At 65.3% G+C, this 23,770-nt stretch carries 23 protein-coding genes; 9 read left to right on the plus strand and 14 right to left on the minus strand.

Annotated elements, in window-relative coordinates; genetic code table 11:
• Nucleotide 1: 1 nt before the first annotated feature.
• Nucleotides 2-1,108 carry a porin gene (locus QCE64_RS26330; protein ID WP_309933879.1) on the minus strand — a complete coding sequence of 369 codons (1,107 nt, stop codon included), beginning with the start codon at nt 1,106-1,108 and terminating at the stop codon, nt 2-4.
• A gap of 398 nt (nt 1,109-1,506) precedes the next feature.
• Nucleotides 1,507-1,731 carry a hypothetical protein gene (locus QCE64_RS26335; protein ID WP_310007051.1) on the minus strand — a complete coding sequence of 75 codons (225 nt, stop codon included), beginning with the start codon at nt 1,729-1,731 and terminating at the stop codon, nt 1,507-1,509.
• A gap of 425 nt (nt 1,732-2,156) precedes the next feature.
• Between QCE64_RS26335 and QCE64_RS26340 the strand changes: the two genes are divergently transcribed.
• Nucleotides 2,157-2,348, plus strand: a complete 192-nt coding sequence (locus QCE64_RS26340) for a hypothetical protein (RefSeq protein ID WP_310007053.1) — start codon at nt 2,157-2,159, stop codon at nt 2,346-2,348.
• 162 nt (nt 2,349-2,510) lie between these two features.
• Nucleotides 2,511-2,696 carry a LuxR C-terminal-related transcriptional regulator gene (locus tag QCE64_RS26345; protein ID WP_310007055.1) on the plus strand — a complete coding sequence of 62 codons (186 nt, stop codon included), beginning with the start codon at nt 2,511-2,513 and terminating at the stop codon, nt 2,694-2,696.
• Nucleotides 2,697-2,723: 27 nt separating this feature from the next.
• Here the strand turns inward: QCE64_RS26345 and QCE64_RS26350 are convergent, their stop codons facing one another.
• A complete protein-coding gene (locus tag QCE64_RS26350) occupies nt 2,724-3,470 on the minus strand; it encodes an SDR family oxidoreductase (RefSeq protein WP_310007057.1) in 747 nt (248 codons plus the stop codon).
• A 17-nt stretch (nt 3,471-3,487) separates the two neighbouring features.
• Nucleotides 3,488-4,234, minus strand: coding sequence for a glucose 1-dehydrogenase (locus QCE64_RS26355; RefSeq protein ID WP_309924857.1), 747 nt, complete (start codon nt 4,232-4,234; stop codon nt 3,488-3,490).
• Nucleotides 4,235-4,391: 157 nt separating this feature from the next.
• On the opposite strand from QCE64_RS26355, the gene QCE64_RS26360 reads away from it, so the two are divergent.
• Nucleotides 4,392-5,291 (plus strand): LysR family transcriptional regulator, encoded by a 900-nt coding sequence (locus tag QCE64_RS26360; RefSeq protein WP_310007059.1) that lies wholly within the window; start codon nt 4,392-4,394, stop codon nt 5,289-5,291.
• Between the two features lie 30 nt (nt 5,292-5,321).
• Here the strand turns inward: QCE64_RS26360 and QCE64_RS26365 are convergent, their stop codons facing one another.
• Nucleotides 5,322-6,236, minus strand: coding sequence for a LysR substrate-binding domain-containing protein (locus QCE64_RS26365; protein ID WP_310007061.1), 915 nt, complete (start codon nt 6,234-6,236; stop codon nt 5,322-5,324).
• 119 nt (nt 6,237-6,355) lie between these two features.
• On the opposite strand from QCE64_RS26365, the gene QCE64_RS26370 reads away from it, so the two are divergent.
• The 3 genes from QCE64_RS26370 to QCE64_RS26380 are packed head-to-tail and all read left to right on the plus strand — an operon-like array spanning nt 6,356 to nt 9,305.
• Nucleotides 6,356-7,099, plus strand: coding sequence for an SDR family NAD(P)-dependent oxidoreductase (locus tag QCE64_RS26370; protein ID WP_310007063.1), 744 nt, complete (start codon nt 6,356-6,358; stop codon nt 7,097-7,099).
• 18 nt (nt 7,100-7,117) lie between these two features.
• Complete coding sequence (locus tag QCE64_RS26375; protein WP_309924866.1) at nt 7,118-7,927, plus strand: TIM barrel protein; 810 nt, start codon at nt 7,118-7,120, stop codon at nt 7,925-7,927.
• Nucleotides 7,928-7,955: 28 nt separating this feature from the next.
• Entirely contained in the window at nt 7,956-9,305 is a 1,350-nt protein-coding gene (locus QCE64_RS26380) for an MFS transporter (RefSeq protein ID WP_309933892.1), read from the plus strand.
• A 94-nt stretch (nt 9,306-9,399) separates the two neighbouring features.
• Here QCE64_RS26380 and QCE64_RS26385 read toward each other — a convergent pair whose 3' ends face one another.
• The 5 genes from QCE64_RS26385 to QCE64_RS26405 form a co-directional block, all read right to left on the minus strand.
• The gene (locus QCE64_RS26385) at nt 9,400-10,686 is read right to left on the minus strand and encodes a hypothetical protein (RefSeq protein WP_310007065.1); all 1,287 of its coding nucleotides are present in this window, start codon (nt 10,684-10,686) and stop codon (nt 9,400-9,402) included.
• A gap of 109 nt (nt 10,687-10,795) precedes the next feature.
• Nucleotides 10,796-11,335 (minus strand): hypothetical protein, encoded by a 540-nt coding sequence (locus QCE64_RS26390; RefSeq protein WP_309924875.1) that lies wholly within the window; start codon nt 11,333-11,335, stop codon nt 10,796-10,798.
• A 22-nt stretch (nt 11,336-11,357) separates the two neighbouring features.
• Nucleotides 11,358-12,287 carry a CsgG/HfaB family protein gene (locus QCE64_RS26395; RefSeq protein ID WP_309924878.1) on the minus strand — a complete coding sequence of 310 codons (930 nt, stop codon included), beginning with the start codon at nt 12,285-12,287 and terminating at the stop codon, nt 11,358-11,360.
• 16 nt (nt 12,288-12,303) lie between these two features.
• On the minus strand, nt 12,304-12,741 hold the full coding sequence (locus tag QCE64_RS26400; RefSeq protein WP_309924881.1) for a curli assembly protein CsgF: 438 nt from the start codon (nt 12,739-12,741) through the stop codon (nt 12,304-12,306).
• Between the two features lie 33 nt (nt 12,742-12,774).
• Nucleotides 12,775-13,368, minus strand: coding sequence for a CsgE family curli-type amyloid fiber assembly protein (locus QCE64_RS26405; RefSeq protein ID WP_309924882.1), 594 nt, complete (start codon nt 13,366-13,368; stop codon nt 12,775-12,777).
• 357 nt (nt 13,369-13,725) lie between these two features.
• Between QCE64_RS26405 and QCE64_RS26410 the strand changes: the two genes are divergently transcribed.
• Nucleotides 13,726-13,944: a hypothetical protein gene (locus QCE64_RS26410; protein ID WP_309924884.1), complete on the plus strand. Its 219-nt coding sequence runs from the start codon at nt 13,726-13,728 to the stop codon at nt 13,942-13,944.
• A gap of 241 nt (nt 13,945-14,185) precedes the next feature.
• Entirely contained in the window at nt 14,186-15,667 is a 1,482-nt protein-coding gene (locus tag QCE64_RS26415) for a SulP family inorganic anion transporter (protein ID WP_309924886.1), read from the plus strand.
• 51 nt (nt 15,668-15,718) lie between these two features.
• Here QCE64_RS26415 and QCE64_RS26420 read toward each other — a convergent pair whose 3' ends face one another.
• A complete protein-coding gene (locus QCE64_RS26420) occupies nt 15,719-17,686 on the minus strand; it encodes an alkaline phosphatase PhoX (RefSeq protein ID WP_310007068.1) in 1,968 nt (655 codons plus the stop codon).
• A 490-nt stretch (nt 17,687-18,176) separates the two neighbouring features.
• Here QCE64_RS26420 and QCE64_RS26425 point away from each other — a divergent pair, with 490 nt between their 5' ends.
• Nucleotides 18,177-18,440, plus strand: coding sequence for a DUF4148 domain-containing protein (locus QCE64_RS26425; protein ID WP_309924893.1), 264 nt, complete (start codon nt 18,177-18,179; stop codon nt 18,438-18,440).
• A gap of 6 nt (nt 18,441-18,446) precedes the next feature.
• On the opposite strand, the gene QCE64_RS26430 is transcribed toward QCE64_RS26425, so the two are convergent.
• The 3 genes from QCE64_RS26430 to QCE64_RS26440 are packed head-to-tail and all read right to left on the minus strand — an operon-like array spanning nt 18,447 to nt 23,769.
• Nucleotides 18,447-19,856, minus strand: coding sequence for a heavy metal sensor histidine kinase (locus QCE64_RS26430; RefSeq protein ID WP_310007069.1), 1,410 nt, complete (start codon nt 19,854-19,856; stop codon nt 18,447-18,449).
• Nucleotides 19,853-20,530, minus strand: coding sequence for a heavy metal response regulator transcription factor IrlR (gene irlR, locus QCE64_RS26435; RefSeq protein WP_309924897.1), 678 nt, complete (start codon nt 20,528-20,530; stop codon nt 19,853-19,855). The genes QCE64_RS26430 and irlR overlap by 4 nt, the downstream gene beginning before the upstream one ends.
• Nucleotides 20,530-23,769 carry a CusA/CzcA family heavy metal efflux RND transporter gene (locus QCE64_RS26440; protein ID WP_310007070.1) on the minus strand — a complete coding sequence of 1,080 codons (3,240 nt, stop codon included), beginning with the start codon at nt 23,767-23,769 and terminating at the stop codon, nt 20,530-20,532. The genes irlR and QCE64_RS26440 overlap by 1 nt, the downstream gene beginning before the upstream one ends.
• Nucleotide 23,770 lies beyond the last annotated feature (1 nt).

Genomic DNA, 23,770 nt, shown 5'->3' on the forward strand with positions numbered 1-23,770 from the left:
TCTAGAAGATGTGCATCATGCCGACATACGCGCCGGTCTGCGACTCGCCCGCGAGCGGACTGGTGGGGCTGGACGCGTCGCGCGGCGTCGCGAACACGGAGAACGTGCCGTTCGCGCTGTTGCGCACGTAGGCCACCGTGCCGTACAGGAAGGTGCGCTTGGTGAAGTTGTAGGTGGTGCCGAGCGCATAGAGGGTGGCGTGGCTCGCGGGATCGTGCGCCGCGTCGCCGCTGCCCGCGCCGACGTGAATGTAAAAACCCGCCGCCGTGACGGCCCATGCGGGCGTTGCCTGATAGGTGGCGCCGAGCCAGTAATGATCGGCGCTGTCGGCCAGGCCTGCCGGCGAGTCGGGCGCGGCGTAGTGCGTGTAGGCCGCCTGCACCTTCCACTTGTCCACTTTCAGATTCGCGCCGACGAAGTACTCGCGCGAGGCCTGGAAGATGTTGTCGAGCTTGCCGTCCTGGCTGCGGAGTTCGTCGTAGATGCCGCGCAGGTCGAGCAGCGTCGAATGGTAGCTCAGCATGATGCCTTCGGAGCGGCCGAACTCGCCCGGCGCGCCGCGATTGAACGCGCCCGGCTGGTTGCCGAACGCATACTGCCCCTGCACGTCGATGCCATGGAACACCGGGCTGTGGTACTCGACGTTATTGCTGGACTGCTGCCAGTTGCGGCCCCGCACCAGCGAGGCCGACGACACCGCTTCCTGGACGAACGGGTCGAATTCCCAGACGCCGTCGCTGTCGATGAAGAGATTGCGACCCGCCTGGATTTGCCCCCAGGTCGTCGAGTTCAGGCCCGCGTAGGCACGGCGTGACCACAGGCGCCCGCCGCCGGTCGTGCCATTCATGATTTGTATGGCCGTTTCGAGATCGAAGACCGCGCTCAGGCCGCCGCCCAGATCCTCTTGGCCTTTCAAGCCCCACATGCTGGTGCCCCAGTCGCCGCCTTCCGCGCTCCAGCGCGAGGCGCTGCCGTTGGCGCCGTTTGCAATGTGGTTCAGGTATTCGATGCCGCCGTCAATGCGGCCGTACATCGTGACGGTGGACTGGGCAAAGGTGGCGGAGGTGAACAGGAGGAGCGGCGTGGTGATCCAGACGTACGGTTTCATGAGCGAAGCGTCTCCGTTCGGATTCTGTCCTTGGGCGGGGCAAGGGGACGGTTCACGGGAACATAGCACTATCCGGGGGAGAGGGGTGTGTTTGGTGCAGCGCTTCGGGAAACCAGGGGCAACCGGGGTTCGTCAGGCGGCGCGGTGACGTCCGTGTTGCGTCAAAAGCCGCCCTCTCCGGCGGCATTCTTCTCCGCTCATGACGATGCGAAAGCCCAGATGCCGGTCTGACGTCCAGTGCGATAACCATTCGCCTGCAGACCGGCATTGGGCCGATCACTATCCTCGGACATCAACCTGACGCGCCCTGCAATCCGTACTGAACGTGCGTATCACGCGCCCGGCCTGCGTCAGCGTGATGCTGACCTTGCAGGCATCGCCCTTGACGGACGTGACCTTCAGCGTCGATACCGCATGGCTCTCGCCATCGTGCTGTCCGTGAGCGCGCGCTTCGTCGCGAGCGGCCTCACCTTGGTCAGCGGAGCCGGCGTCGGCGGGTTGAGCAGCGTGACGAGCGCACGCGCTTCATTTCCGGATGCGGAGCCATGCGCGCTCACGGGGGAGTCCGCGTCCAGCGCATCCTGCGCATGAACCCTGACGCTCAGCACACTGCCGATCAGCACGGCAATGAGCGCAATCCTGGCAGACGCGTGCCTGTGCCGACTGGAGCATCGCATTGCATCGACGGCGTATTGCATGCGCGTCTCCCCGTGTGTGTCTGGTTCTTGTTTTGGTCTGTGAGCATTCTCACGTTGGGGCATCAACGACGTCCAGAGTTCAAATGAACACCTCGGGCCAGTCGATGGATGACTTGCGTCCCGTGTCACGGCAAAACGTTACGGTGTTACGGCAAGGCTGCGCCACGCACCGCGGTTTATTCCGCCCTGATTCACGCGGAAACGCCAGCCACAAGCGGTTTCGATAACTGGCATACGTTCTGTACCTTTGCGACCCACATCACAGGAGCGAGTGCGATACCAGAACGCTCGCCCAACAACCAAAAAGCAGCGTTTCATGAAAAACGCCAATGAGAGAACCGCAGAGGGGAATGGAAATGCTGGAAGTTTTCGGGGATTTGCAGGTCGGCGACGAAGGTCTGGCGATCGCGCAGGAAAGTCTGGCATCCATGCCGCCCACAGAGATTGCCGCGCTGGATGACACCATCCAGTGCGACGCCGCCGCGCTGATCGAATACTTGCTCAACGAAGAGACGACGGTCATCGCAGCGACGCCGAACTGAACGTCAGGTGCCAGATGTCGAACGCCGCGTCGCTTCTGACGGAAGGCGCAGGTCTGTCGATTCTTGATGGGCGGCTCACGCATGAGGACGCGGGCGTGGGCTCGCAAAGGCGCTCGTTCCCGGCATGCCCTGTTCAATCGTGCTGCCGGGAACGTGGGGAGCTTGCGGCTATCGCAAGCAGAGACGCGCGTACTGTCCGAGCTGATCTGCGGTCATAGTGTGATCGAATGCGCCGCGATTCTCGATCTCTCGGTGGCCACCGTACGCAAGCACCTCGCCGCGACGCTCAAGAAAACCTGCTGCTCGCGTCAGTCGGAACTGATGCGGCTCGCGAGCATCGTCATGTGAGTGAGCGGCGGGGTTCCGCTCGCTCCATCAAAGCTTCGATCCCCCATCCACGCGCAAGGTATCGCCGGTGATCCAGCGGGCCTCGTCGGAGGAGAGGAACGCGACCGCCGCGCCGATGTCGCCAGGGTCGGCCATGCGCTTCAGTGCCTGAATGCCGAGCGCGAAATCCCGCCCCGCGTCGGTCTTCGCGAAGCTGGACATATCGGTCGGCACGATGCCGGGGGCCACCGCGTTGACGCGGATGCCGCGCTCGCCCAGCGTCGCGGCGAAGTGCTTCACCAGCGTGTCGATCGCGCCTTTGGTCGCGGCATAGGCCGCCAGCGTACCGAGCGCCGCGTGCGCCGCCAGCGATGAAAGCAGCACGATGCTGCTGCCCTCGCACAGCACCGGCAGCAACTGCTGCACGATGAAGAACGGCGCACGTACGTTGACCGCGAACAGATCGTCGAACTGCTGGACCGTGGTCTCTTCGATCGTCGCCGAGCCGGCAATGCCGGCATTGGCCACGAGGATGTCGAGACGGCCCCCGACGATCGCACGCGTGCGCTGTGCCAGCAGATGCGGGCCGTCGGCGGCGCGCAGATCCGCGGCGATCTTCTCCGAGGTGCCGCCTGCCCGGCGGATCTCGTCGACCACCGTATCGGCTTCCTGCTCGGCGCGGCCATAGTGCACCAGCACCTGCGCGCCCGCTCGCGCCAGCGCCAGCGCACTGGCCCGGCCGATGCCGCGTGATGCGCCCGTCACCAGCGCGGTCTTGCCATTAAGCGTATCCATGTCTGCTCCCTGAATGATCAGCCTGCGGTCTTGCCGCCATCGACCGTGACGATCTGCCCGGTCACGAATGCAGCGCCTTCGGACGCCAGATAGAGCACTGCCGCGGCGATGTCCTCCGGTGCGCCGATCCGTGCAAGCGGCACACGGCCCGCGAGGGCTGCCTTGCGCTCGGCGGTGCCGGTGAAGCGGTCGAGCATGCCCGTGTCCGTCGGTCCGGGCGCGACGGCATTGACGCGCACGCCGGTGCTGGCCAGTTCGAGCGCGGCCGATTTCGTGATCCCTTCCACCGCGTGCTTGCTGCCCGCATAGATCGCCGCATAGGCCGCGCCTTCGTGGCCATAGGTCGACGAAATGTTGATCACGCTGCCCGACCGTTGTCCCGCCATGATTCGCAATTCGTGCTTGAGGCTCAACAGCACGCCCAGCACATTGGTGTCGAAGGTCTCCGCATAGCTCTCCGGCGAGACATCGGTGATCGGGCCCGGCGTGCCTTCCGTGCCGGCGTTGTTGACGGCCACATCCAGCCGGCCGAAACGGGCGAGCGTCTGATCGAAGAGATGGCGGACTTCGTCGTCATGGCGCACGTCGGCCTGGACGAACAAGGCCTCGGCGCCGAGTTCGCGCAGTTCGGCTTCGAGCGCGGCGCCTTCGGCCGGACGACGGCCGGACACGACAAGCCGCGCGCCGGAGCAGGCGAAGGCAATGGCGGTGGCGCGACCGATGCCGGTCAACGCGCCGGTGATGAGAACGACGGGCTGGCTCATGGTGAAACTCCTGTAAGGTATCGCTGCGATGCATGGCTCATGAGTCATGTACGCGGCTGGAATGAGTTGCGACAGGAGTCAATGTAGGCGTCCGTCGCACCGATGAGAAAGACTTTCGAGGCGGGTGGGCATGCCTCGCAGGCATGGAGAAAGAGCGATGGAACTACGGCATTTGCGCTACTTCATTGCGGTCGCCGAAACCGGCAGCCTGACCGAGGCAGCCGCCAGCCGCCTGCACACGTCACAGCCGTCGCTGAGCCGGCAGATTCGCGATCTCGAGGATCGGGTCGGCACCGCGCTGTTGCAGCGGAGTGCGCGCGGCGTCGAGCTGACCGACGCGGGTCGCGCGTTCCTCGACCATGCGCGGCTCGCGATGGCCCAGGTGGATGCCGCCGTCGAAGCCGCGCGACGCGCCGCGCAGCCCGCCAAGGCGCGCCTGGCGCTGGGCTTCCTGACCGGTCAGGAGATGACCTGGCTGACCGAGGCGATGCATCTGTTGTGCGACGAGTTGCCGAACCTCCAGGTCACGGTCACGAGCGACTACTCCACGGAACTGGCCAGCGCACTGGCGCACGGCAAGCTCGACGTCGCGTTCATGCGCGCCGAACCCGGCTATGGTCTCGAGTACCGGGTCATCGGCGAGGAACCGCTCGTCGTGCTGATGCCGAGCGATCATCCGTTGGCCGCGCGCAAAGCCGTGCGGCCCGAGGACCTTCGGCAGCAGCCGTTCATAGCAATGGCGGACAAGGCGAAGGTGCTGGGTCAGGTCATCGACGGCTATCTGGCGAAAACGGGCGTGGAAGTGGATGTCACGCAACGGGTCGACAACCCGGCCATGGTGATGTCGTTGATCGCATCGACGCGGGCCGTCACGTTGATACCCGCGTATGTGCAGAACCTGATGCCGTGGTCCGTGGTCAGTCGGCCATTGCAAGGCGAAGCGCCGACCATCGATCTGGTGGTCGGCTACAGTCCGGGCAACGCGGCGCCCATCGTCAAGCTGTTCTTGTCGCGACTTGAAGAGTTGAAGGCGAATACCACGCCGCGTAAGGAGTAAAACTGGCGTGACGACGAGCCCGTCGCAGCGTCATTCGGGCACGAAGGCATCCGGAATCGCACGTTGCAGAAGCGTCGCCTGCCTGTACACGGACTGCATGAACACGCTGGCATTGCGCGACGGCGGCGCGAATCGTGAATACACGAAGTGCGCGGTCAACCCGATGGCTTCACGCAGCGGCCGAATGACCAGCGCGCTTCCCGTGGTCGCGAAATTGTCGACGATCGTCACGCCCAGCCCGCCTTCCACGAGGGCGAGCGCCTGATCCGCGCGCATCACATCGATGGTCGATCTGAGTTCGACGCCGGCTTGCTGACAGGCCTGTGCGATCACCGTGCCGAAAGGAATGTCGCGCTTGAACAGCACGACGGGCTCGTTGGCCAGATCCGCGAACGACACCTCTTGCCGATGCGCCAGCCTGTGTCCCGCCGGCATCGCGCAGACCATGTTTCCCACCATGAACGGAACGTTTTCCAGGTGCTCGTGCAGAACCGGCATCGCGGCGATGGCGACCTCCGCTTCCTTGCTCAGCAGTTCCATCGGCATGTCGGCCATCAGCGTGGTTTGCCAGCTCACCGTCAGCGCAGGCAGCCGCCTCTTCAGTTCGACCAGCGCCGGCGCAACCACGCTCATCGCCAGCGACGCACTGCACGACACACGCAGCAAGCTCGACGGTCCGAGCGCAAGCGCATGCGCGAACTCGTCCACGCGCACCGCCGCCTGATACACCTGCTCGACCTCCCTGAACAGTGCGTGGGCCTCGGCCGTCGGCACGAGGCGGCCTTTGGAGCGCTCGAACAGGCGCAGGCCGAGCGTCGTCTCGACATGGGACACCAGCTTGCTGACGGCGGGCTGTGAGACGAACAGCAACTTCGACGCCGCATTGATTGATCCGGTCAGCATGACCGCACGAAAGACTTCCATGTGGCGGAGTTTGAAGCGCATTGCAGCCGTCCGGACGATTAACCAAACGTTATACGTTAGCTGACTTTCGGCATACGACAAAGCAGGCGTTAGTCCCTAGTATCGGTTCAAACGATTTCGAACCCTCGGAGACAGAAAGGATGAACCAGCTGGATTTGCATCATCGTGTGTGTGTCATCACCGGCGGCTCCGGTGCGATCGGCTATGCGATCGCGGAGCGATGCGTCGCGTCCGGCGCCAAGGTAGTGCTGTGGGATATCGATGGCGCAGCCGCTCATGCGGCAGCCGAAAACGTTCGTGCTGTGTCATCCGCTCAGGTGGACGTGACGGACGCCGCCAGCGTGGCTGCCGCAGCGAAGGCCGTCGCCGAACACCATGGCTCCATCGACATCCTCATCAACGCTGCGGGCATCAACGGCCCGATCGGCCCTGTCGAAACGTATTCGATCGAGGCCTGGCGGCAGGTCATCGACATCAATCTCACGGGCGTGTTCGTCTGCTGCCGCGAAGCGCTGCCGTATCTGCGCCGCGCGCGGCATGGGCGCATCGTCAACCTGTCGTCGGTAGGCGGCAAGGAAGGCAATCCGAATCAGGGGGCGTACGGCGCGTCGAAGGCCGGCGTGATTGCACTGACCAAGTCGCTCGGCAAGGAACTCGCGGACACGGAGATTCGCGTCAATTGCGTCACGCCGGCGGCCATCGAGTCGGAGATGCTCCGCAACATGACGGCCGACGCCCGCAATTTCGTGCTCGCGAAGATTCCGCTCGGACGCGCGGGCCGGACCGACGAAGTGGCGTCGATGGTCGCGTGGCTCGCAACGGAAGAGTGCTCGTTCACGACCGGCGCCGCGTTCGATCTGACCGGCGGACGCGCGACCTACTGAGCCCCGGGACGTGATGCGATGAAACGACTCTCCCTGGCTCATCTCACGGTGCTCGACGTCGGGCCGCCGGATCTGATCTCACTGGCGGCGCAAGCGGGATTTAGAGCGGTCGGCATCCGCCTGTGTTCTCCGGTTCCCGGCGGGCTGGCTTATCCGCTGCGCGCAGGATCGCCCGAATTGCGCGACACGCTGCGTCTGATGGACGCGCACGATGTCGCTGTGTCGGATATCGAGGTCATTCGTCTCGGCGCCGATACCCGCATCGACGACTATCTCCCCGTGTTCGAGACGGGCGCGGCACTCGGCGCACGGCGCGCGTGCATCAATATCGACGATCCGGAGCGTGCGCGCGTGACCGACCGGCTGGGCGCGCTATGCGATCTCGCCCGGCCGTTCAACCTGGCGCTCGACATCGAATTCATGATCTGGCGACCGGTCGCGCGGCTCGAAGACGCAGTCGAGGTCGTCAAGGCGGTCGACAAGGACAACGCCTTTGTGCTGATTGACGCGCTGCATCTGTTCCGCTCGGGCGGCACGGTCGAAGCGGTGGCGGCACTCGATCCCGCGTGGATCGGCAGCGTCCAGCTGTGCGATGCGCCGCTCGAAGCGCCGGCGCCTGACGGCATTGTCGACGAGGCGCGCGGCAACCGGCTCTTGCCGGGCGAAGGCGGCCTGCCCTTGCGCCGGCTGCTCGATGCGTTGCCCAAGGATGTGCCACTGGCGGCGGAAGTGCCGCTCGCCCGCGAACCGGATGCGACGAAGCGCGCAACCTTCGTTCGACAGGCCACCGGCCGGCTGCTCGAACACAGTGCGTGGCCGCTGATTTGAAATATCCAACAAATAAACGGAGACAGACATGACGACAAACACGATACGCAGCGGCGACACGACAGCATCCGCACCAGCCGACAGCAGACGGCAGGCGAGAAAGGCGGCCATCGCCGGATGGATCGGCAGTGCGCTCGAATACTACGATTTCTTCATCTACGGTACGGTGGCCGCGCTCGTCTTTCCGCGCATCTTCTTTCCGCCCGGCGACCTGGCCGCCGCGACGCTCGCCTCGATGGCGACCTTCGGCGTCGCCTATGCGGCACGTCCCCTCGGCTCGTTCCTGATGGGACACTATGGCGACCGTCTGGGCCGCAAAGTCGTGATGGTCGGCACCTTGCTCCTGATGGGCATTTCCACGTTTCTGGTCGGCTGCCTGCCGAGTTATCAGGGCGCAGGACTGCTCGCCCCCGCGCTGCTCGTGCTGTTGCGCATTCTCCAGGGCATCTCGGCGGCGGGCGAACAGGCCGGCGCGAATTCGATGTCGTTCGAGCACGCACCCGCGAATCGCCGCGGCTACTACACCAGCTGGACCTTGAGCGGCACGCAAGGCGGACAGGTGCTTGCGCCCGCCGTCGTGCTGCCGCTCGCTGCATTGCTGTCGGAAGATCAACTGCTGTCATGGGGCTGGCGGGTGCCGTTCTGGCTGAGCGCGGCGGTGGTCGTCGTCGGTTTCATCGTGCGTTCGCGGCTCGAAGAGACGCCCGCCTTCCAGAGCGAGGCGTCGCATGGCGACGTTCCGCGCGCGCCGCTCAAGACGCTCCTCACGACGTACCGCAAGGAACTGCTGCAAGTGTTCTTCGCCGCGCTGATCGCATCCGTCGGGACGACGTTTGCCGTGTTCGCGCTGTCGTTCTCGCGCACGATGGAACATCACATCAGCACATCGACGATGCTGTGGACGGCGATCATCGGCAATCTTATCGCCGTGTTCACGATTCCGGTCTATGCAACGCTGTCCGACCGTATCGGGCGGCGTCCGGTGTTCATTGCGGGCAACGTCCTGTGTGCGATGGCCGCCGCGATCTTTCTCTGGTCGATCACGACCGGAAGCGACGCGCTCGTGTTCGCAACGGGCGTCTTGCTGGGCGGCGTCGTCTACAGCATCACGAATGCCGTCTGGCCCGCAACGTACGCCGAGCGCTTCCCGACGCAAGTCCGGCTCTCCGGCATGGCGATCGGCACTCAATTCGGCTTCGCGATCGCCGGCTTTGCGCCGCTGATCGAAACGGCGCTGATCGGCAAGTTCGGCACTGCGCCGTGGGTGATGCCGGCCGTCTTCACGGCGTTCGTGTGTCTGTTGTCCGCGGTGTCGATCCATTCGATGCGAGAAACGTATGACGTTCCGCTGGAGCGTCTTGGGAAGCATGCGGGCTGAAGCAGATCAACCCGTCCGACACAGCCCCTTGAAAAAAACGGGCGGGAAGCCCAGCTTCCCGCCCGCCTGCCATCCTCCAGCCTTCAACCGTCGCTTACTTCTGGACGATCACAGCCTTGTTGAACGAGCCGCCCTGCGCGATCGACGCCGAGTTGCCCAAGCCGGTCTGCGACACCACGCCCAGGTTCGAATTGCCGACTTGCGTGATCGACGCGCTGTTGTAGCCGCCGTCCTGCGATGCATACGCGCCGTTGAAGTTACCCACTTGCGCCAGCGCCAGCTCTTCACGCGTACCCGACTGCGATGCCTTCATGTCGTTGTGGAAGCCGCCCTGACCGGCCAGCAGCGTCGACTCGAACGCGCCTTGTTGCGTCAGATCCATCGTGTTGGTCGAACCGACCTGCACGGCCAGCGCCGTGTTGCCGCGACCATCGGCCTGATGCACGGCTGCCGTGTTGCGATCGCCGTCCTGGATCACGAGCGTGTGATCGTTGGCTTCGCGGAACTGGTCCACATAGGCCGTGTTGTAAGCCGAACCCGTCTGCATGATGGTCGTCTTTTCGTTGACGGCGTTGCCTTGCGTGACTTGCGCGTAGTGCGGTGCGCCCGCGCCGCTCTGGTTGATCGTCGTCGTGTTGCCGCCGCCGTTCTCCGAGTGCACCTGGGCACGCGCGAAGTCACCTTGCTTGATCGACACCGAATCGCCGATTTCCGAGATCTGCTCGATCTTGCCGTCGGTGTGACCGCCGGTCTGTTCGATGCGCGCGCCGTTGTAGCCGCCGCCCGTCTGCGTCACCGTCGCGATGCCGTTGTCCTTGCCTTGCAGCACATCGACGCGGTTGCCGATGGTATTCGTCTGCGTCACGGTGGCTTTGGCGCCGTCGCTCGTGCCGGCGGTCTTGTTCGTGCCCTGATCGATGTTGACCGTGTTGAAGCTCGAACCGTTGCGGGTGATCGTGGCCGACGCGTTCTTGCCTTCCTGCTTGACGGTGTCTTTATCGAAAGCCGAGGCCGTTTGCGACACGGTCACGCTGTTGTCGTGGCCGGTCTGGCGCACCGTCGTGCGTTCGCCGATAGCCTGCTGTTGCGTCACGTCCGCGCTCAGGTTCGACGCGCCGCGTGCGCCTTGGCCGATCTGCTTGATGTCGGTGACATTGCCGCCGCCGTTGCTCGACTTGACGTTGGCGCTGGCGCCATCGGCGTTTTGCAGCACGTTGACCTGGTCATAGCTCGAAGCGGTCTGCTTCACGCCGGCCCAGTTGCCGTTGCCGATTTGCTCGACCGCTGCGCTTTCACCGACCGAGCCCACGCTCGCGGCGAATGCCGACGTCGAAACCAGTGCTGCCAGACCCATGGCGATGACGATTGCCTTGACTTTCATTTTTATGCCTCGTTGGTTTGTGTTTTGATGACTTTCGGTCTCACGACTTGCCTTGAATCAACCCCGACGACGGACAGCCCCTGCCATCCGCCGGTCCCGCTCCTTCTGCCTACTTCATCAACACCGCCGCTCTCGCTCCGTTGCCGGTCTGCGTGACCGACAATCCAGAGCCATTGCGGTTCTGCAGAATCGAAATCTCGTTGTTGTTGCCGTACTGCGTGACTTGCGACGACATCGCGCTGCCAATCTGCGTCACCGTCGCGTCATTGCCGCTGCCGTTCTGTACCGCGCTCGAACGGTTCAGCATGCCGGCCTGATAACCGGCGTACTGGTTGGCCGTGCCGCTCTGCTGCAACACGGTCCAGTTGTCATTGCCCGCCTGCGCGGTCGCGGCGGCATTCGCCACGCCCGCCTGGTTCGCCATCAGTCCGTTCTGCCCTGTCTGAACGGCGCTCAGCCGGTTGCCCGCGCCGTTCTGCACGACGCGCGCCACTTGCGTCGCGCCGCCGAAGCCCGGCTCGGTCGGACCGAAGTCCGAGACCGGCGAGAGATCGGCTGCAAAGACCGCCAGCGACAGACTCACGATCGCGCTCAGCCCCGCACAGAACGCGATCTTGGATGCGCGCCAGGGCGCACGCGGTGGATTCATTCGTGTCTCCTTCATGGTCGGTTCAGCCGCCCAGCGAGCGGGGCGGATCGATCTTCACCGGGCTGTACGGCGCGTTCGCGTCTTCCATCGTCTGCACGTAGCCCTGGTTCTCCTGCAGATAGCGCTGCATCGTCGGGTCGTACCAGTCCTTCATGTCGGCGAGCGACCACGACTGGTTCGCCACGCCCTGCACGATCAGATGCACCAGCGCGGATTCGATCGCCTCGTTCACGCACAGCTGCTGCGGCTCGTTGCGCGTCATGCCGAGTTCGGCCTGCAACAGATCCTTGAAGCCGATGAAGCGATACACGCCGGTATCGACCTGGATCGAATAGATGGTCTTGGTCGTCGAGACGCTGTTGAGGATCGTGCCGTTGCGGATATCGACAGCGCGCAGGTTCACCGTCACCTGATCCACGCGATACTGCTGCGACGCCGAGATGCCGAGATACGCGACGCCCGCGCCGCCAGTGCGGATGTTCGTGTCATACGCGACGATGCCGCCTTCCAGCACGATGCTCGCCGGCGCCAGCGCGCCGATCTGCGGCAGGTTCGAGCCGGCGCGGTTCTTGTCGTCGGGCGTTTCCAGCGCGCGCATGATCTTGCGTTCGGTGAGCAGATCCTGAAGGTTCTCGCGCTCCACCGGCGTGAACCAGCCCGAATCGCGCATCGCCTTTACGAGGAAGGAGGCGCCGCCCTGCGTCACCTGCGACGAGAACGAGCTGTCCGGCGAAGGCTTGTATTGCCCGGTCAGGTCGCGGAAGCCGTACACGGCCGCGACGATCCTGCCCTTCGGCGGCGGCAGATGCGTGAGGTCGCGCGTGATGCGGGTCGGCGGCGTGAGCGTGGCGTTGCTCGCGGGCGGCATCGGCGCTGTCACGCAGCCGGTGAGCAACATCGTGGCGATGACGGCGGCGCCCAGCGCGGTCCTTTTGATTGCGTTCGTGTTCATTGCTCGTGTGCCCGTCTCACTGTCCATTGCCGACGACGAAGGTCGTCGATGCGCCCGAGGTCTTGTCGGTCGTGGTCACCTGCAGGTTGCCGCCGGTAACCTGGGTGATCGCAATCGAGAAGTTGCCCGTATTGATCGTGCCCGGATGCAGCGTGCCGTCCGCGCCGACGATCGAGCTCGAGATCGACGAGGCCACCCGCGAAAGAATCGCCTGCTGCAGCTGGTTGTTGAACTGATCGAGCGTCGACTGGCTCGAGCCGAGGTCGCTCAGCGACGGGTCCTTGTATTTGTTCTGCGCGTTCGCTTCATTGAGCAGGTTCGTGCCGTTCAGCGGACTGCCGCCGAAGTTCGGATTCACCGGCTCGTAGACGAGCTGCGTGGCATGGGCCGCGGCGAGCGGCAGCGTGAGCGCGCAGGCGAGCACCGCCCTGCGGACAAGCGCATTCGTTTTCATCGTGTGTTCCCCGTATTGGCCTTGGAGCTTTTTTTAGAGTTCGTCGGTCGCCATGTCGGCGTCGCGAAACAGCAGGCGTGTCAGGTCCGCCTGCATGACGTTCTGGAAGGCGATCTGCGCGGCATTCTCGGCAACCGGCCGCACATTGGCGCGGGCGATGGGCAGGAACGCCTGGAAGACGCGGCGCTGCCCGAACTCCACCCACACGAGACTGCCGTAGCGCGCCGACGGCCGTTCGTGCACCGAGACGATGTAGCGGTCCGACAGCGGGATGCCGCTCCAGGCTTGCGCGAACCAGGTGTAGAAGTCCTGGCCGGCGAGCGTGACGGTATCGGTGGTGACGACGCCGCCGAGCGCGTCAGCGAGCGGCTGCTGGCCGGTGACGTCGGCGGTGCGCGCCCGCGGCGTGCCGGCGAGCGTGGCGCTCTGTTCGAGCGCAGCAGCGCCGTTGAGCGTCCCGCGCGGCGTGAGCGGCGCGCCGTTGGCGGACGACAGCGGCGCGCTCCGGTTGACCGGGCTGGGCGTCGGCGTGCTCGGCAGCGAGATGAGCGGCTGAGCCTGATTCGCCGATTCCGCCTGTGCCGCGGCCGGCGTTTCAGCATCCTGGGCGTAAGCACCCGGAACCATGGTTGAAACTGCGATGCACACTGCGATTGCATGCCCGCTCGCGGGCAGGATCTTCCTTCGCTGCATGACTTCCCCGTATGCCTCGACCTCTGGTTGCGCGGCCTTGTCGGCGTTGTTTTTATTTGTCTGACGGGATGGATTGTGCGCAAGGTCAGCAAACGCTTATGTTGCGCACGCCACATTCCTCACATGAATGACGAAAGAATCGAAATGCGCGTTGAAAGCCGGCCGAAACCGCGAATAGTGGTGCTTTTAAGCGGCAGCGTAAAGAACCGCCCGCCCCTGCCGATAACGTGAAGCAAAGGGGGCCGGACAACCGTTCGACCCGATCCGCAGCGCTTTCAGGGAGAGAACGAATTGGTCTTCAGCTACAGGGACATGATGGTCACGCCGGCAGCGGTCCGGCACGGCGACATGTTTGCCGCGACGGCGCGCATCCAGGATCTCGACGGCACCGAACGTTCCGTGCGCCTGCCGGGCGCTTTCCCGAATGTGGAAGACGCGATCCGTTTCGCGATTGCCGCCGGCTTTGAATACATCGACTGCGCGCCCCGCTGCGGAGCCGCTTCACGCTGATCGAGCCGTAAAACCGGGCGCACCGCCGATCGGTTAAAATCCCCCGCTTCCCCTCCTTCAGTCACGCCCAGACACCTATGTAGCGTATCGCGAGCCTCCTTCGTCACATCCATCTGACCGACAGGGGTTCGCGGACCTATGACGTGCGTCGCCGGCCATCGTCCAAACGATCGCCGCGCAGCGCATGCATCGCCTTGCCGCGCCCGCGGTCGTTGCACTCATTCTCCATCCAGGTTCACCCATGAAGACTCACACATTGCGCGAGGAATGGCTCTCGAACGTGCGCGCCGACGTGCTTGCCGGCATCGTCGTCGCGCTGGCGCTGATTCCCGAAGCGCTGGCTTTTTCCATCATCGCGGGCGTCGACCCCAAAGTCGGGCTGTACGCCGCGTTCAGCATCGCCGTGGTCTCGTCGATCGCGGGCGGCCGGCCCGGCATGATCTCGGCGGCCACCGGCGCCGTCGCGCTGCTGCTGTCATCGCTCGTGAAGACGCATGGCGTCGAATACGTGCTGGCTGCGGGCATCCTCGCCGGCATCCTGCAGATCGGCGCCGGATTCGCGCGGCTCGGCGCGCTGATGCGCTTCGTGTCGCGCTCCGTCATCACCGGCTTCGTCAACGCGCTGGCGATCCTGATCTTTCTCGCGCAGTTGCCGCAGCTGAACGCGCAGCCCTGGTATGTCTACGCGATGGTCGCGGGCGGTCTCGCCATCATCTATCTGCTGCCGCGCCTGACCAGGGCGGTGCCGTCGCCGCTCATCTGCATCATCGTGATGACGGCCATCTCGATGGCCCTGCATCTGCAACTGCGCACGGTCGGCGACATGGGCCAGTTCCCCGACCGCCTGCCGGTGTTCGCATTCCCGCAGGTGCCCTTCTCGCTCGATACGCTGCGCATCGTCTTCCCGTACTCGGTGGCCATTGCCATTGTCGGGCTGCTCGAATCGCTGATGACGGCCGCCATCGTCGACGACTACACCGACACCCCCAGCGACAAGAACCGCGAATGCCGCGGCCAGGGCTGCGCCAACATCGTCGCGGGCTTTCTCGGCGGCATGCCGGGCTGCGCGATGATCGGCCAGACGGTCATCAACATGAAATCGGGCGGACGCCAGCGCCTGTCCACCTTCGTCGCAGGCGCGTTCCTGCTGGTGCTGGTGGTGTTCCTCGGTCCGTGGGTCAAGCAGATTCCGATGGCCGCGCTCGTCGCGGTCATGATCATGGTGTCGATCAGCACGTTCAGCTGGAAATCGATCGGCAATCTGCGCACGCATCCGAAAAGCTCGTCGGCGGTGATGCTGGCGACCGTGATCGTGGTCGTGGCAACCGGCAATCTGGCGATTGGCGTCGGGGTCGGCGTGCTGCTTTCGGCGTTGTTCTTTACGTCGAAGGTGCGCAGCGTGCTGGCGGTGGAATCCACGCTCGATGAAGCCGCGAGCGAGCGCCGCTACGTGGTGCGCGGGCAGGTGTTCTTCGCGTCGTCGGAAGCGCTGGTAGCCGAGTTCGACTTCAAGGAAAGGGTGCGCGCAGTGCGGCTCGATCTGTCGCACGCGCACTTCTGGGACATCACCGCTATCGATGCGCTGGACCGTATCGTGAACAAGTTCCGCCGCAACGGGATTGCGGTGGACGTGACGGGTTTGAATCGCGCGAGCGCGACGATGATCGAGAAGTACGCCACGCACGACAAGACGTCCGCGACGCACTTCGAACCCACGCATTGACACGCAGGCAACGCAGCGAAGCATGGCGCTTCGCTGCTTCCACGAGCTCGCTCAGCCGAGCTTGATCGAGGTCGGATCGGCGGTCAGGTAGCCCACCGCCGCGCCGAAGCGATCCTTGTAGTTCGCGCGGACCAGCGGATCGAGCGTCGCCTGCACCTTCGCATGCAGCGGCAGTTCCCAGTCGCCGGCGTGCTGGAAGTTGCTCATGATATAGGTCCAGCCGTTGATCTCGTCGACGGCATGCAGGCCCGTCGATTCCGCGCCCGCCGGCGCCGAGAGAATCCGCGTCAGCGATTTCGTATCGACGTTGTACGCCCACAGGAAGTTGTTGACGTGCCGGCCGCTGTCCTCGCCGATGAACAGCGTGCGCAGCTTCTCCGAGAACTTGAGGTTGTCCGGATTCGCCACCTTCTCCGGATTGCCGATGTTGCCGAGCTCGTCCGCCGTGATGTCCTCGCCGACCAGCGCGGCAGGCGCGCCGATATCCACCGGCACCCACTCGCTGTCGATGGCCGCGCCGCTCAGGTCGCGCTGGCCGCCCTTCAGGTTGAACGCATACACGGCGCCGGAATTGATCGCCTTGTCCACGGCGAAGTCACCGGCGTGCGTATCGCCCTTGACCATCGACTTGACGATCTGCGACATCGCCGAATAGACGATCTTGTCTTTCGCGTTGACCGTCGTGCCTTCGAGCTTCGTGAAGGTCATGCTCGCGCCGCGCAGCGCGGCATAACGGTGCGTTTCCAGGAACGCGGCGGCCTTCTCCATGCCCGGCTTCACGCGGATCCAGTTGAACGCGCCGTTGAAGTTGATGCGCGTGTAGCTGGCATCCAGCGTCGCGCCGACGGTCGCGTCGCTGACCACGTCCATGATGTCGGCGAGCGTCAGCGTGTTGGCGAGGTTCTCGATTTCATCGCTGGTTGCGTGACCGAGGTTGAGCCACGTGAGCGTCGCCGCGCCCGCGCCGGCCGTCGAGGTCTGCGTGCACTTCGCCACGTAGAGCGTGCCCGCCGAGAGATCCGCCTTCTTGTCCGCGACGAACATGAACACGCCGCCATTGGTGGCGTCGTCGCCCATCATCACGGTGCGCTCGTCCGGCAGCACCTGGATCAGCTCGTGCGAGATCCGGCCGAGGCAGTAGTGCTTCTTGATCGTGCCGGTGCCGTCCGGATGCACGGTGACTTCCGGCAGATGGCCGTAGTGATACGGACGCCCCTTCGTTTCGTCGCCATAGAGGTTCTTGCTGTAGGCGAGGAACTGCGCGTCCTTCGAGCCCAGCGCCGCGTCCGGCTCGTACTCTTCGCTCGACAAGTGCGTGTTCCACGGCGACAGGCTCGCGCCGCAGGTGATCCACAGGCCGTTCGCCTTCGAGGTATCCACGTTGGCGTAGCTGACCAGCGAGAGCTTGCCGGTGGCCGGATCCTGGTCCAGCGTCAGCACCGCGATCGGCGACGGCAGGCGGCCGTACATGCTGGCCGCGTTCTGGTCGCGCGTGGTGTATTCGAACTGCACGACCGCGAACACGGCATTGCCCTTCACGCCCTTGACGGTCGGGTTGTCGAGCTTCAGCAGCGAGGTGCCGTCCGGGCAATCCGAGAAGAACTGGCGCTCCTTGCCGGCCACCGAGCGATCGATGATCGGCTGGTTATTGATGTCGAAATAGCCGCCCGCGACGATCGTGCCGCCGGCCGTGTTCGGCACCGTATCGCCGGTGACGAAGAACGGCTGGTAGGCCAGCTTGTAGGCGCGCGCGCTGCCGTCGCTGAATTTCACGGTCATCGACGAAGCGACGGTCGTGGTGGCCATCGCGTTCGGCGTGGCCAGCGTGGGCGCCGCCATGCCGGTGAAGGCCGCTGTGGTGAAGGCGGCGGTGGGCTTGGGCGTGGCCGGGCTGCTGTCGCTGCCGCCGCAGGCCGTGGTCAGCAGCGCGGCGGTCGCGGCGCCGCCCAGCGGCAGCATCGGTGCGCCGGCGAGAATCTTGAGGGCTTTGCGGCGGGAAAGGTCGGTGGGCAGCGCCATGTGTGGGTTCGAGTCCTGTGTGTGGTTGTGGTCATTGCATCGCGGGCCGGATGCGGCCCTGGCGTGCTGATCGACGCGCTACTTTAGGAAAAGATTGTGAAATCAATTTGACAGGCTTTGGTAATTTTTTTGCCTCGCATCCGAAAGAATGGGGCGGTATGCGTCACGGCAGGCGCTCACCATTCGCGAAACGAGAAGGCCGCCTTCCGCATGCGGGTCATTCCGCCGGGCGGCTCCGGCGCACAGGATGATGCGTACCGCGCCAGGGTCGGCGCCGGAGTTCATGGCTGCGCTGGACTTCGGCTATGCCAGGCTGATCACGGCGCAGGACTTCGTCGGGTCGCGCCGGAAAGCAGCGGCCTGATCCCTGCCGCAGACCGGCGGCGAGTCTTGCGCAATTCTCATCTGCGCGTCATCTTCAGGCACCGCGCGCCTTCCATACTGCCTCTCAGGCTCGGCCAGCCGGCCGGCTGCACTCAAGGAGGCTCACATGAAGAAGTCGCTTCTCGTCGCCATGCTGGTTACTTCGTCGATGGCGCTGGCGCTTGCATCGGGCGCCGCGTCCGCGCAAGGCAAGTCGCGCGATCAGGTCAGGCAGGAACTCGTGCAGGCTCACCATGACGGCGACGTGCCGTCGGGCAAGACCCAGTACCCGCCCTCGGAGCAACTGGTCGCGCGCAACAAGGAAGTGCATGCATCGGCGGTGCATGCGGGCGAGAAGTCCCCTTCCATCGATCAGCACGACAAGCGTTGATCCGTCTCATTCACTCGCAGCTGCCGCGTCGGCTTGCAACGCGGGATGCGGACGGCGCGGGAACGCCATCCAGAAAGTCGTGGCCACGTGCGGCACGCTGCGCACGCCGCACGCTCCGCCGTGCCGTTCCATGATCGACTTGACGATGGCCAGTCCCAGGCCCGTTCCCGCCGCCGAGTTGGAGCGTGCCGGATCGACACGATAGAAGCGGTCGAAGATCCGGTCCAGATGCGGCTGCGCAATGCCCTGGCCGGTGTCCGACACGCTGACCTTCGTCATGTCGGCGCCGTCCAGCACGCAGACCTCGCAGTCGATCCTGACCACCGAACCCTGCGGCGCATGCGACAGCGCGTTCGAGAGCAGATTGCTCAGGGCCCGCTGGTAGAGCAGCAGATCCGCATCGACGACGGCCGCGCCGCGTACCTCGATGCTCACGCACGCCTCCTCCGCCATCGACTCGTAATAGCCCGCCACGCGTTCGGCTTCGGCAGCGGCATCGAGCGCGCGCACGGCGAGCAGCGCGCCGGCCTGTTCCGAGCGCGCCAGGAACAGCATGTCCTCCACCATCGTCGTGAGCCGGCGATATTCCTCGAGGCTCGACTCGATCACCTCGCGATACTCATTCGCCGTGCGTTGCTGTGACAGCACCACCTGCGCCGCCGCCTGAAGATTGGTCAGCGGCGTGCGCATGTCATGCGCGAGATCGGACGAGAACTGGCTCAGCAGCGTGAACGATTCGTTCAGCCGCCGCAGCATGGCGTTGAACGCGCGTTCCAGTTCCGCCAGTTCGCCCGCCGCGCCGAGCGCCGGTAACGGCTGCGCGAGGCGGTTCACGGAGATGGCCTCGGCATGCTCGACCATGCGCCGCAACGGGCTGATGCCGACCATCGTGATGCCGTAGGCGAGCGCGGCCGCCAGCAGCACGCCGAGCGCCTGGATCAACACGATGGTCCGCGCCTGCGCGCCCAGCAACGCGATATCGCTCGTGCGGTCGTAACGCACCACTACTTCGACGGAACGCGGGCTCGACCCGAGCGGCACCATCGCCTTCAGATAGCGGTAGCGCACGGTCGAGTTGTCGGGCTTCGCATCGTCGGCGCCGCGCCGGAAACCCGGCGTCGAGATCAGCAGGCGTCCGTCGACCCCGAGGATCGCGAGATCCACGTTGGCGCGCCCGTGGAGCGTTTCGGTCACGGCCGCAATGCCGGCTTCGGGCGTGCCTTCCGGCACCGCCTCCGCGAGATGCGCGCGCACTTCCTGCAGCGTGCCCGTCATCTCCGCCGACGAGGTCGCTTCGAGACGGCCCTTCAGCGTTTCATAGACCAGCACGCCGGTCGAGGCGAGCACCAGCGAAGTCGACAGCACGATCAGCACCGTCAGGCGCGCGCGCAGCGTGCGCGGCAGGAAGCACGTCACTGGAAGCCCCGCGCTTCCAGCACGTAGCCCATGCCGCGCACCGTGTGGATCAGCTTCGGGTGATAGTTGTCATCGACCTTGGAACGCAGCCGGCGGATCGCCGAGTCGACCACGTTCGTATCGCTGTTGAAGTTCATGTCCCACACTTGCGAAGCGATGGTCGCGCGCGGCAGGATCTCGCCCGTGCGCCGCATCAGCAGCCACAGCAGCGCGAACTCCTTCGCCGTGAGCAGGATCGTGTCGCTATTGCGCACGGCCTTGCGCCGCACCAGGTCGAGTTCGAGATCGTCGACGCGCAACGTGGTGACCTCGCGCGGCTGGCCCCGGCGCAGAATCGACTTGACCCGCGCCAGCAGTTCGACGAAATCGAAGGGCTTGACCAGGTAATCGTCCGCGCCGAGTTCAAGACCCTTGACGCGGTCGTTCACGTCGTCGCGCGCGGTGAGGAACAGCACCGGCAGCGACTTGATGCGGCGCAGGTTGCCGAGCAGCGTCCAGCCGTCCTGACCCGGCAGCATCACGTCGAGCACCAGCAGGTCGTAGTCTTCCACCTCGGCCTGATGCTGGCCGGCAATGCCGTCGCTCACCCAGTCGACCACATAGCCCGCCTCCGTCAAGCCTTTCTGCAAATACGCGCCGCTCTTGGGCTCGTCTTCCACGATCAGAATCCGCATCAGTCAACACTCCGTGCAGGCCCGGCGCGGTGCGTGAGCACGCGGGGCAGGACACGCGCGAGCGCCGCGCGCAGCGATACCTGATGACTCAGGCGATACAGCACCGGCAACACCAGCAGCGTGAGCGCCGTCGAAGAAAGAATCCCGCCGATCACCACCGTCGCGAGCGGCCGCTGCACCTCGGCGCCGGTGCCGGTCGCGAAGGCCATCGGGATGAAGCCCAGCGACGCGATCAGCGCCGTCATCAGCACCGGCCGCAGCCGGGTGAGCGCGCCTTCGCGAATGGCGTCGTCGAGCGTCGCGCCCGCGTCGATCAGGTTGCGAATGAACGAAATCATCACGAGGCCGTTCAGCACCGCCACGCCGCACAGCGCGATGAGGCCGACCGCCGCCGTGATCGACAGCGGCATGCCGCGCAGCCACAGCGACACCACGCCGCCGCACAGCGCGAACGGAATGCCGGTGAACACCAGCAAGCCGTCCTTCATGTCGCCGAACATCACGAACAGCAGCACGAGCACCAGGAACAGCGCCAGCGGCACGACCAGCTTCAGGCGTCCGACCGCGCTCTGCAATTGCTCGAACTGTCCGCCCCACGCGAGCCAGTAGCCGGCCGGCAGGCGCACGCTGTCGTCGATGCGCGCCTGCGCTTCCGTGACGAACGAACCGACATCGCGGCCGCGCACATTGGCCGTGACCACCACGCGGCGCCTGCCGTTTTCGCGGCTGATCTGGTTCGGCCCCACGCCGACCTCGACCTTCGCGAGCTCGGCAAGCGGGACATACAGCGTGCGTGCAAGCGGCGCGCCCCCGACGCCGGACGCCGCACTGTCCGCCGCCGCACGCGCCGTCACCGGCAACGCGACCGGCAGACGCTTGATCGCCTCGATGTCCGAGCGCAGGTCATCGGGCAGCCGCACGACGATGTCGAAACGCCGGTCGCCCTGGAACAGCGTGCCGGCTTTCTGTCCGCCGACCGCCGCGAGCACGGTGTCCTGCACGTCGGCGACGCTCAGTCCATAGCGGGCCAGCTTGTCGCGCTCCAGCTGCACGCCGAGCACCGGCAGCCCCGAGGTCTGCTCGACCTTCACCTCGATCGCGCCCGGCACCTTCTGCAACGCGCCCGCCACCTTGTCGGCGTTCTCGCGCAGCACGGTCATGTCCTCGCCGAAGACCTTCACGGCGACATCGCTGCGCACGCCTGAAATGAGCTCGTTGAAACGCAACTGGATGGGTTGCGAGAACTCGTAGACATTGCCCGGGAAATCGGCGAGCACGGCCTCGACGTCTTCGATGATCCGCTCATGCGGCTTCTTCGGATCCGGCCACGCGGACGGCGGCTTGAGCATTACGTACGCATCGGAGAGATTGGGGGGCATGGGATCAGCGGCGATCTCGGCCGTGCCGGTGCGCGCGAACACGCGCTCGACTTCGGGCACGCGCGCCTTCACCGCGCGCTCGATGGCCTTCTGCATGTCCACCGACTGCGACAGGCTCGTCCCCGGAATCCGCAGCGCCGCCACCGCCAGGTCGCCTTCGTTCAGGTTCGGAATGAATTCGCTGCCGAGCCGCGTGGCCAGCACGAGCGTCAGGGCGACGATCCCCGCCGCGCCCAAAAGCACGCCGCGCGGCCGCGCCATGAAACGCGTCAGGGTGGGCTCGTAGACGTGCCGCACGGCCCGCAGCAGCCGGCTTTCCTTTTCCGCGACGCGCCGGTTCACGAACAGCGCGACCGCCGCCGGAATGAACGTGACGGTCAGGACCATCGCGGCGGCCAGCGCCATGACGACGGTGATCGCCATCGGATGGAACATCTTCCCTTCGACACCGGTGAGCGCGAAGATCGGCAGATACACCACCATGATGATGAGCTGCCCGAAGATCAGCGCGCGGCGCGCTTCCTGCGAGGCTTCGAACACTTCGGCGAAGCGCTCCTCGCGCGTGAGCGCCCGGTTCGCGGCGCCCTGCGCATGCGCGAGCCGCCGCACGCAGTTCTCGACGATCACCACCGCGCCGTCGATGATGATGCCGAAGTCGAGCGCGCCGAGACTCATCAGGTTGGCGCTGACGTGCGCGTTCACCATGCCGGCGAAGGTCATCAGCATCGACAGCGGAATCACCAGCGCGACGATCAGCGCCGCACGCAGGTTGCCGAGGAACAGGAACAGCACCGCGATCACCAGCACCGCGCCTTCGAGCAGGTTCTTCCGGACCGTTCCCACCGCCTTCTCGACCAGCCCGGTGCGGTCATACACCGGCACGGCGCGCACGCCCGGCGGCAGCATGCGGTTCACCTCGGCGAGCTTCGCGGCCGCGGCCTTCGCGACCGAGCGGCTGTTCTCGCCCATCAGCATGAAGACCGTGCCGAGCACCGTTTCCTCGCCGTTCGAAGTCGCCGCGCCGGTGCGCAGTTCGCGCCCGATGTCCACGCGCGCCACGTCGCGCACGCGCACCGGCACGCCGCCCGAATTGGCGAGCACGATGTTCGCGAGATCCTCGGTGGAACCTGCCTGACCCGGCACGCGCACCAGATACTGCTCGCCCCGTTTCTCGATGTAGCCCGCGCCGACGTTCTCGTTATTGCGCTCGACGGCGCGCACGATATCGGCGAGCGTCAGGCCATAGGACATGAGGCGGCCCGGATTCGGCGCGATGCGGAATTCCTTCACATAGCCGCCGATCGAATTCACCTCCGTCACGCCCGGCACGTTGCGCATTTGCGGGCGCACCACCCAGTCCTGGATCTCGCGCAGGTCCGCGAGCGTGTAGCGGTTGCCATCGGGCTTGCGCGCCGCCGCGCTCGCCTCGACGGTCCACAGGAAGATCTCGCCGAGTCCCGTCGAGGTCGGACCCATGGCGGGCACGACGTTGCCCGGCAGCTTGTCGCGCGCCTCCTGGATGCGCTCGTTGACGAGCTGGCGCGCGAAGTAGATGTCGGTGCCGTCCTTGAAGATCACCGTGACCTGCGAGAGGCCGTAACGCGAAATGGAACGGGTCTGCTGCAGGTTCGGCAGGCCGGCCATCGCGGTTTCGACCGGGAACGTGATGCGCTGCTCGGCTTCGAGCGGCGAGTAGCCCGGCGCGGACGTGTTGACCTGCACCTGGACATTGGTGATGTCCGGCACGGCGTCGATGGGCAATTGCCGGTAACTGAACACGCCCCAGCCGGCTGCCGCGAGCGTCGCGAGCAGCACCAGCCAGCGGTGCGCAATGGCAAAGCGAATCAGCTTCTCGAACATG

It is taken from the genome of Caballeronia sp. LZ043, assembly GCF_031451075.1.
Taxonomy (GTDB): Bacteria; Pseudomonadota; Gammaproteobacteria; order Burkholderiales; family Burkholderiaceae; genus Caballeronia.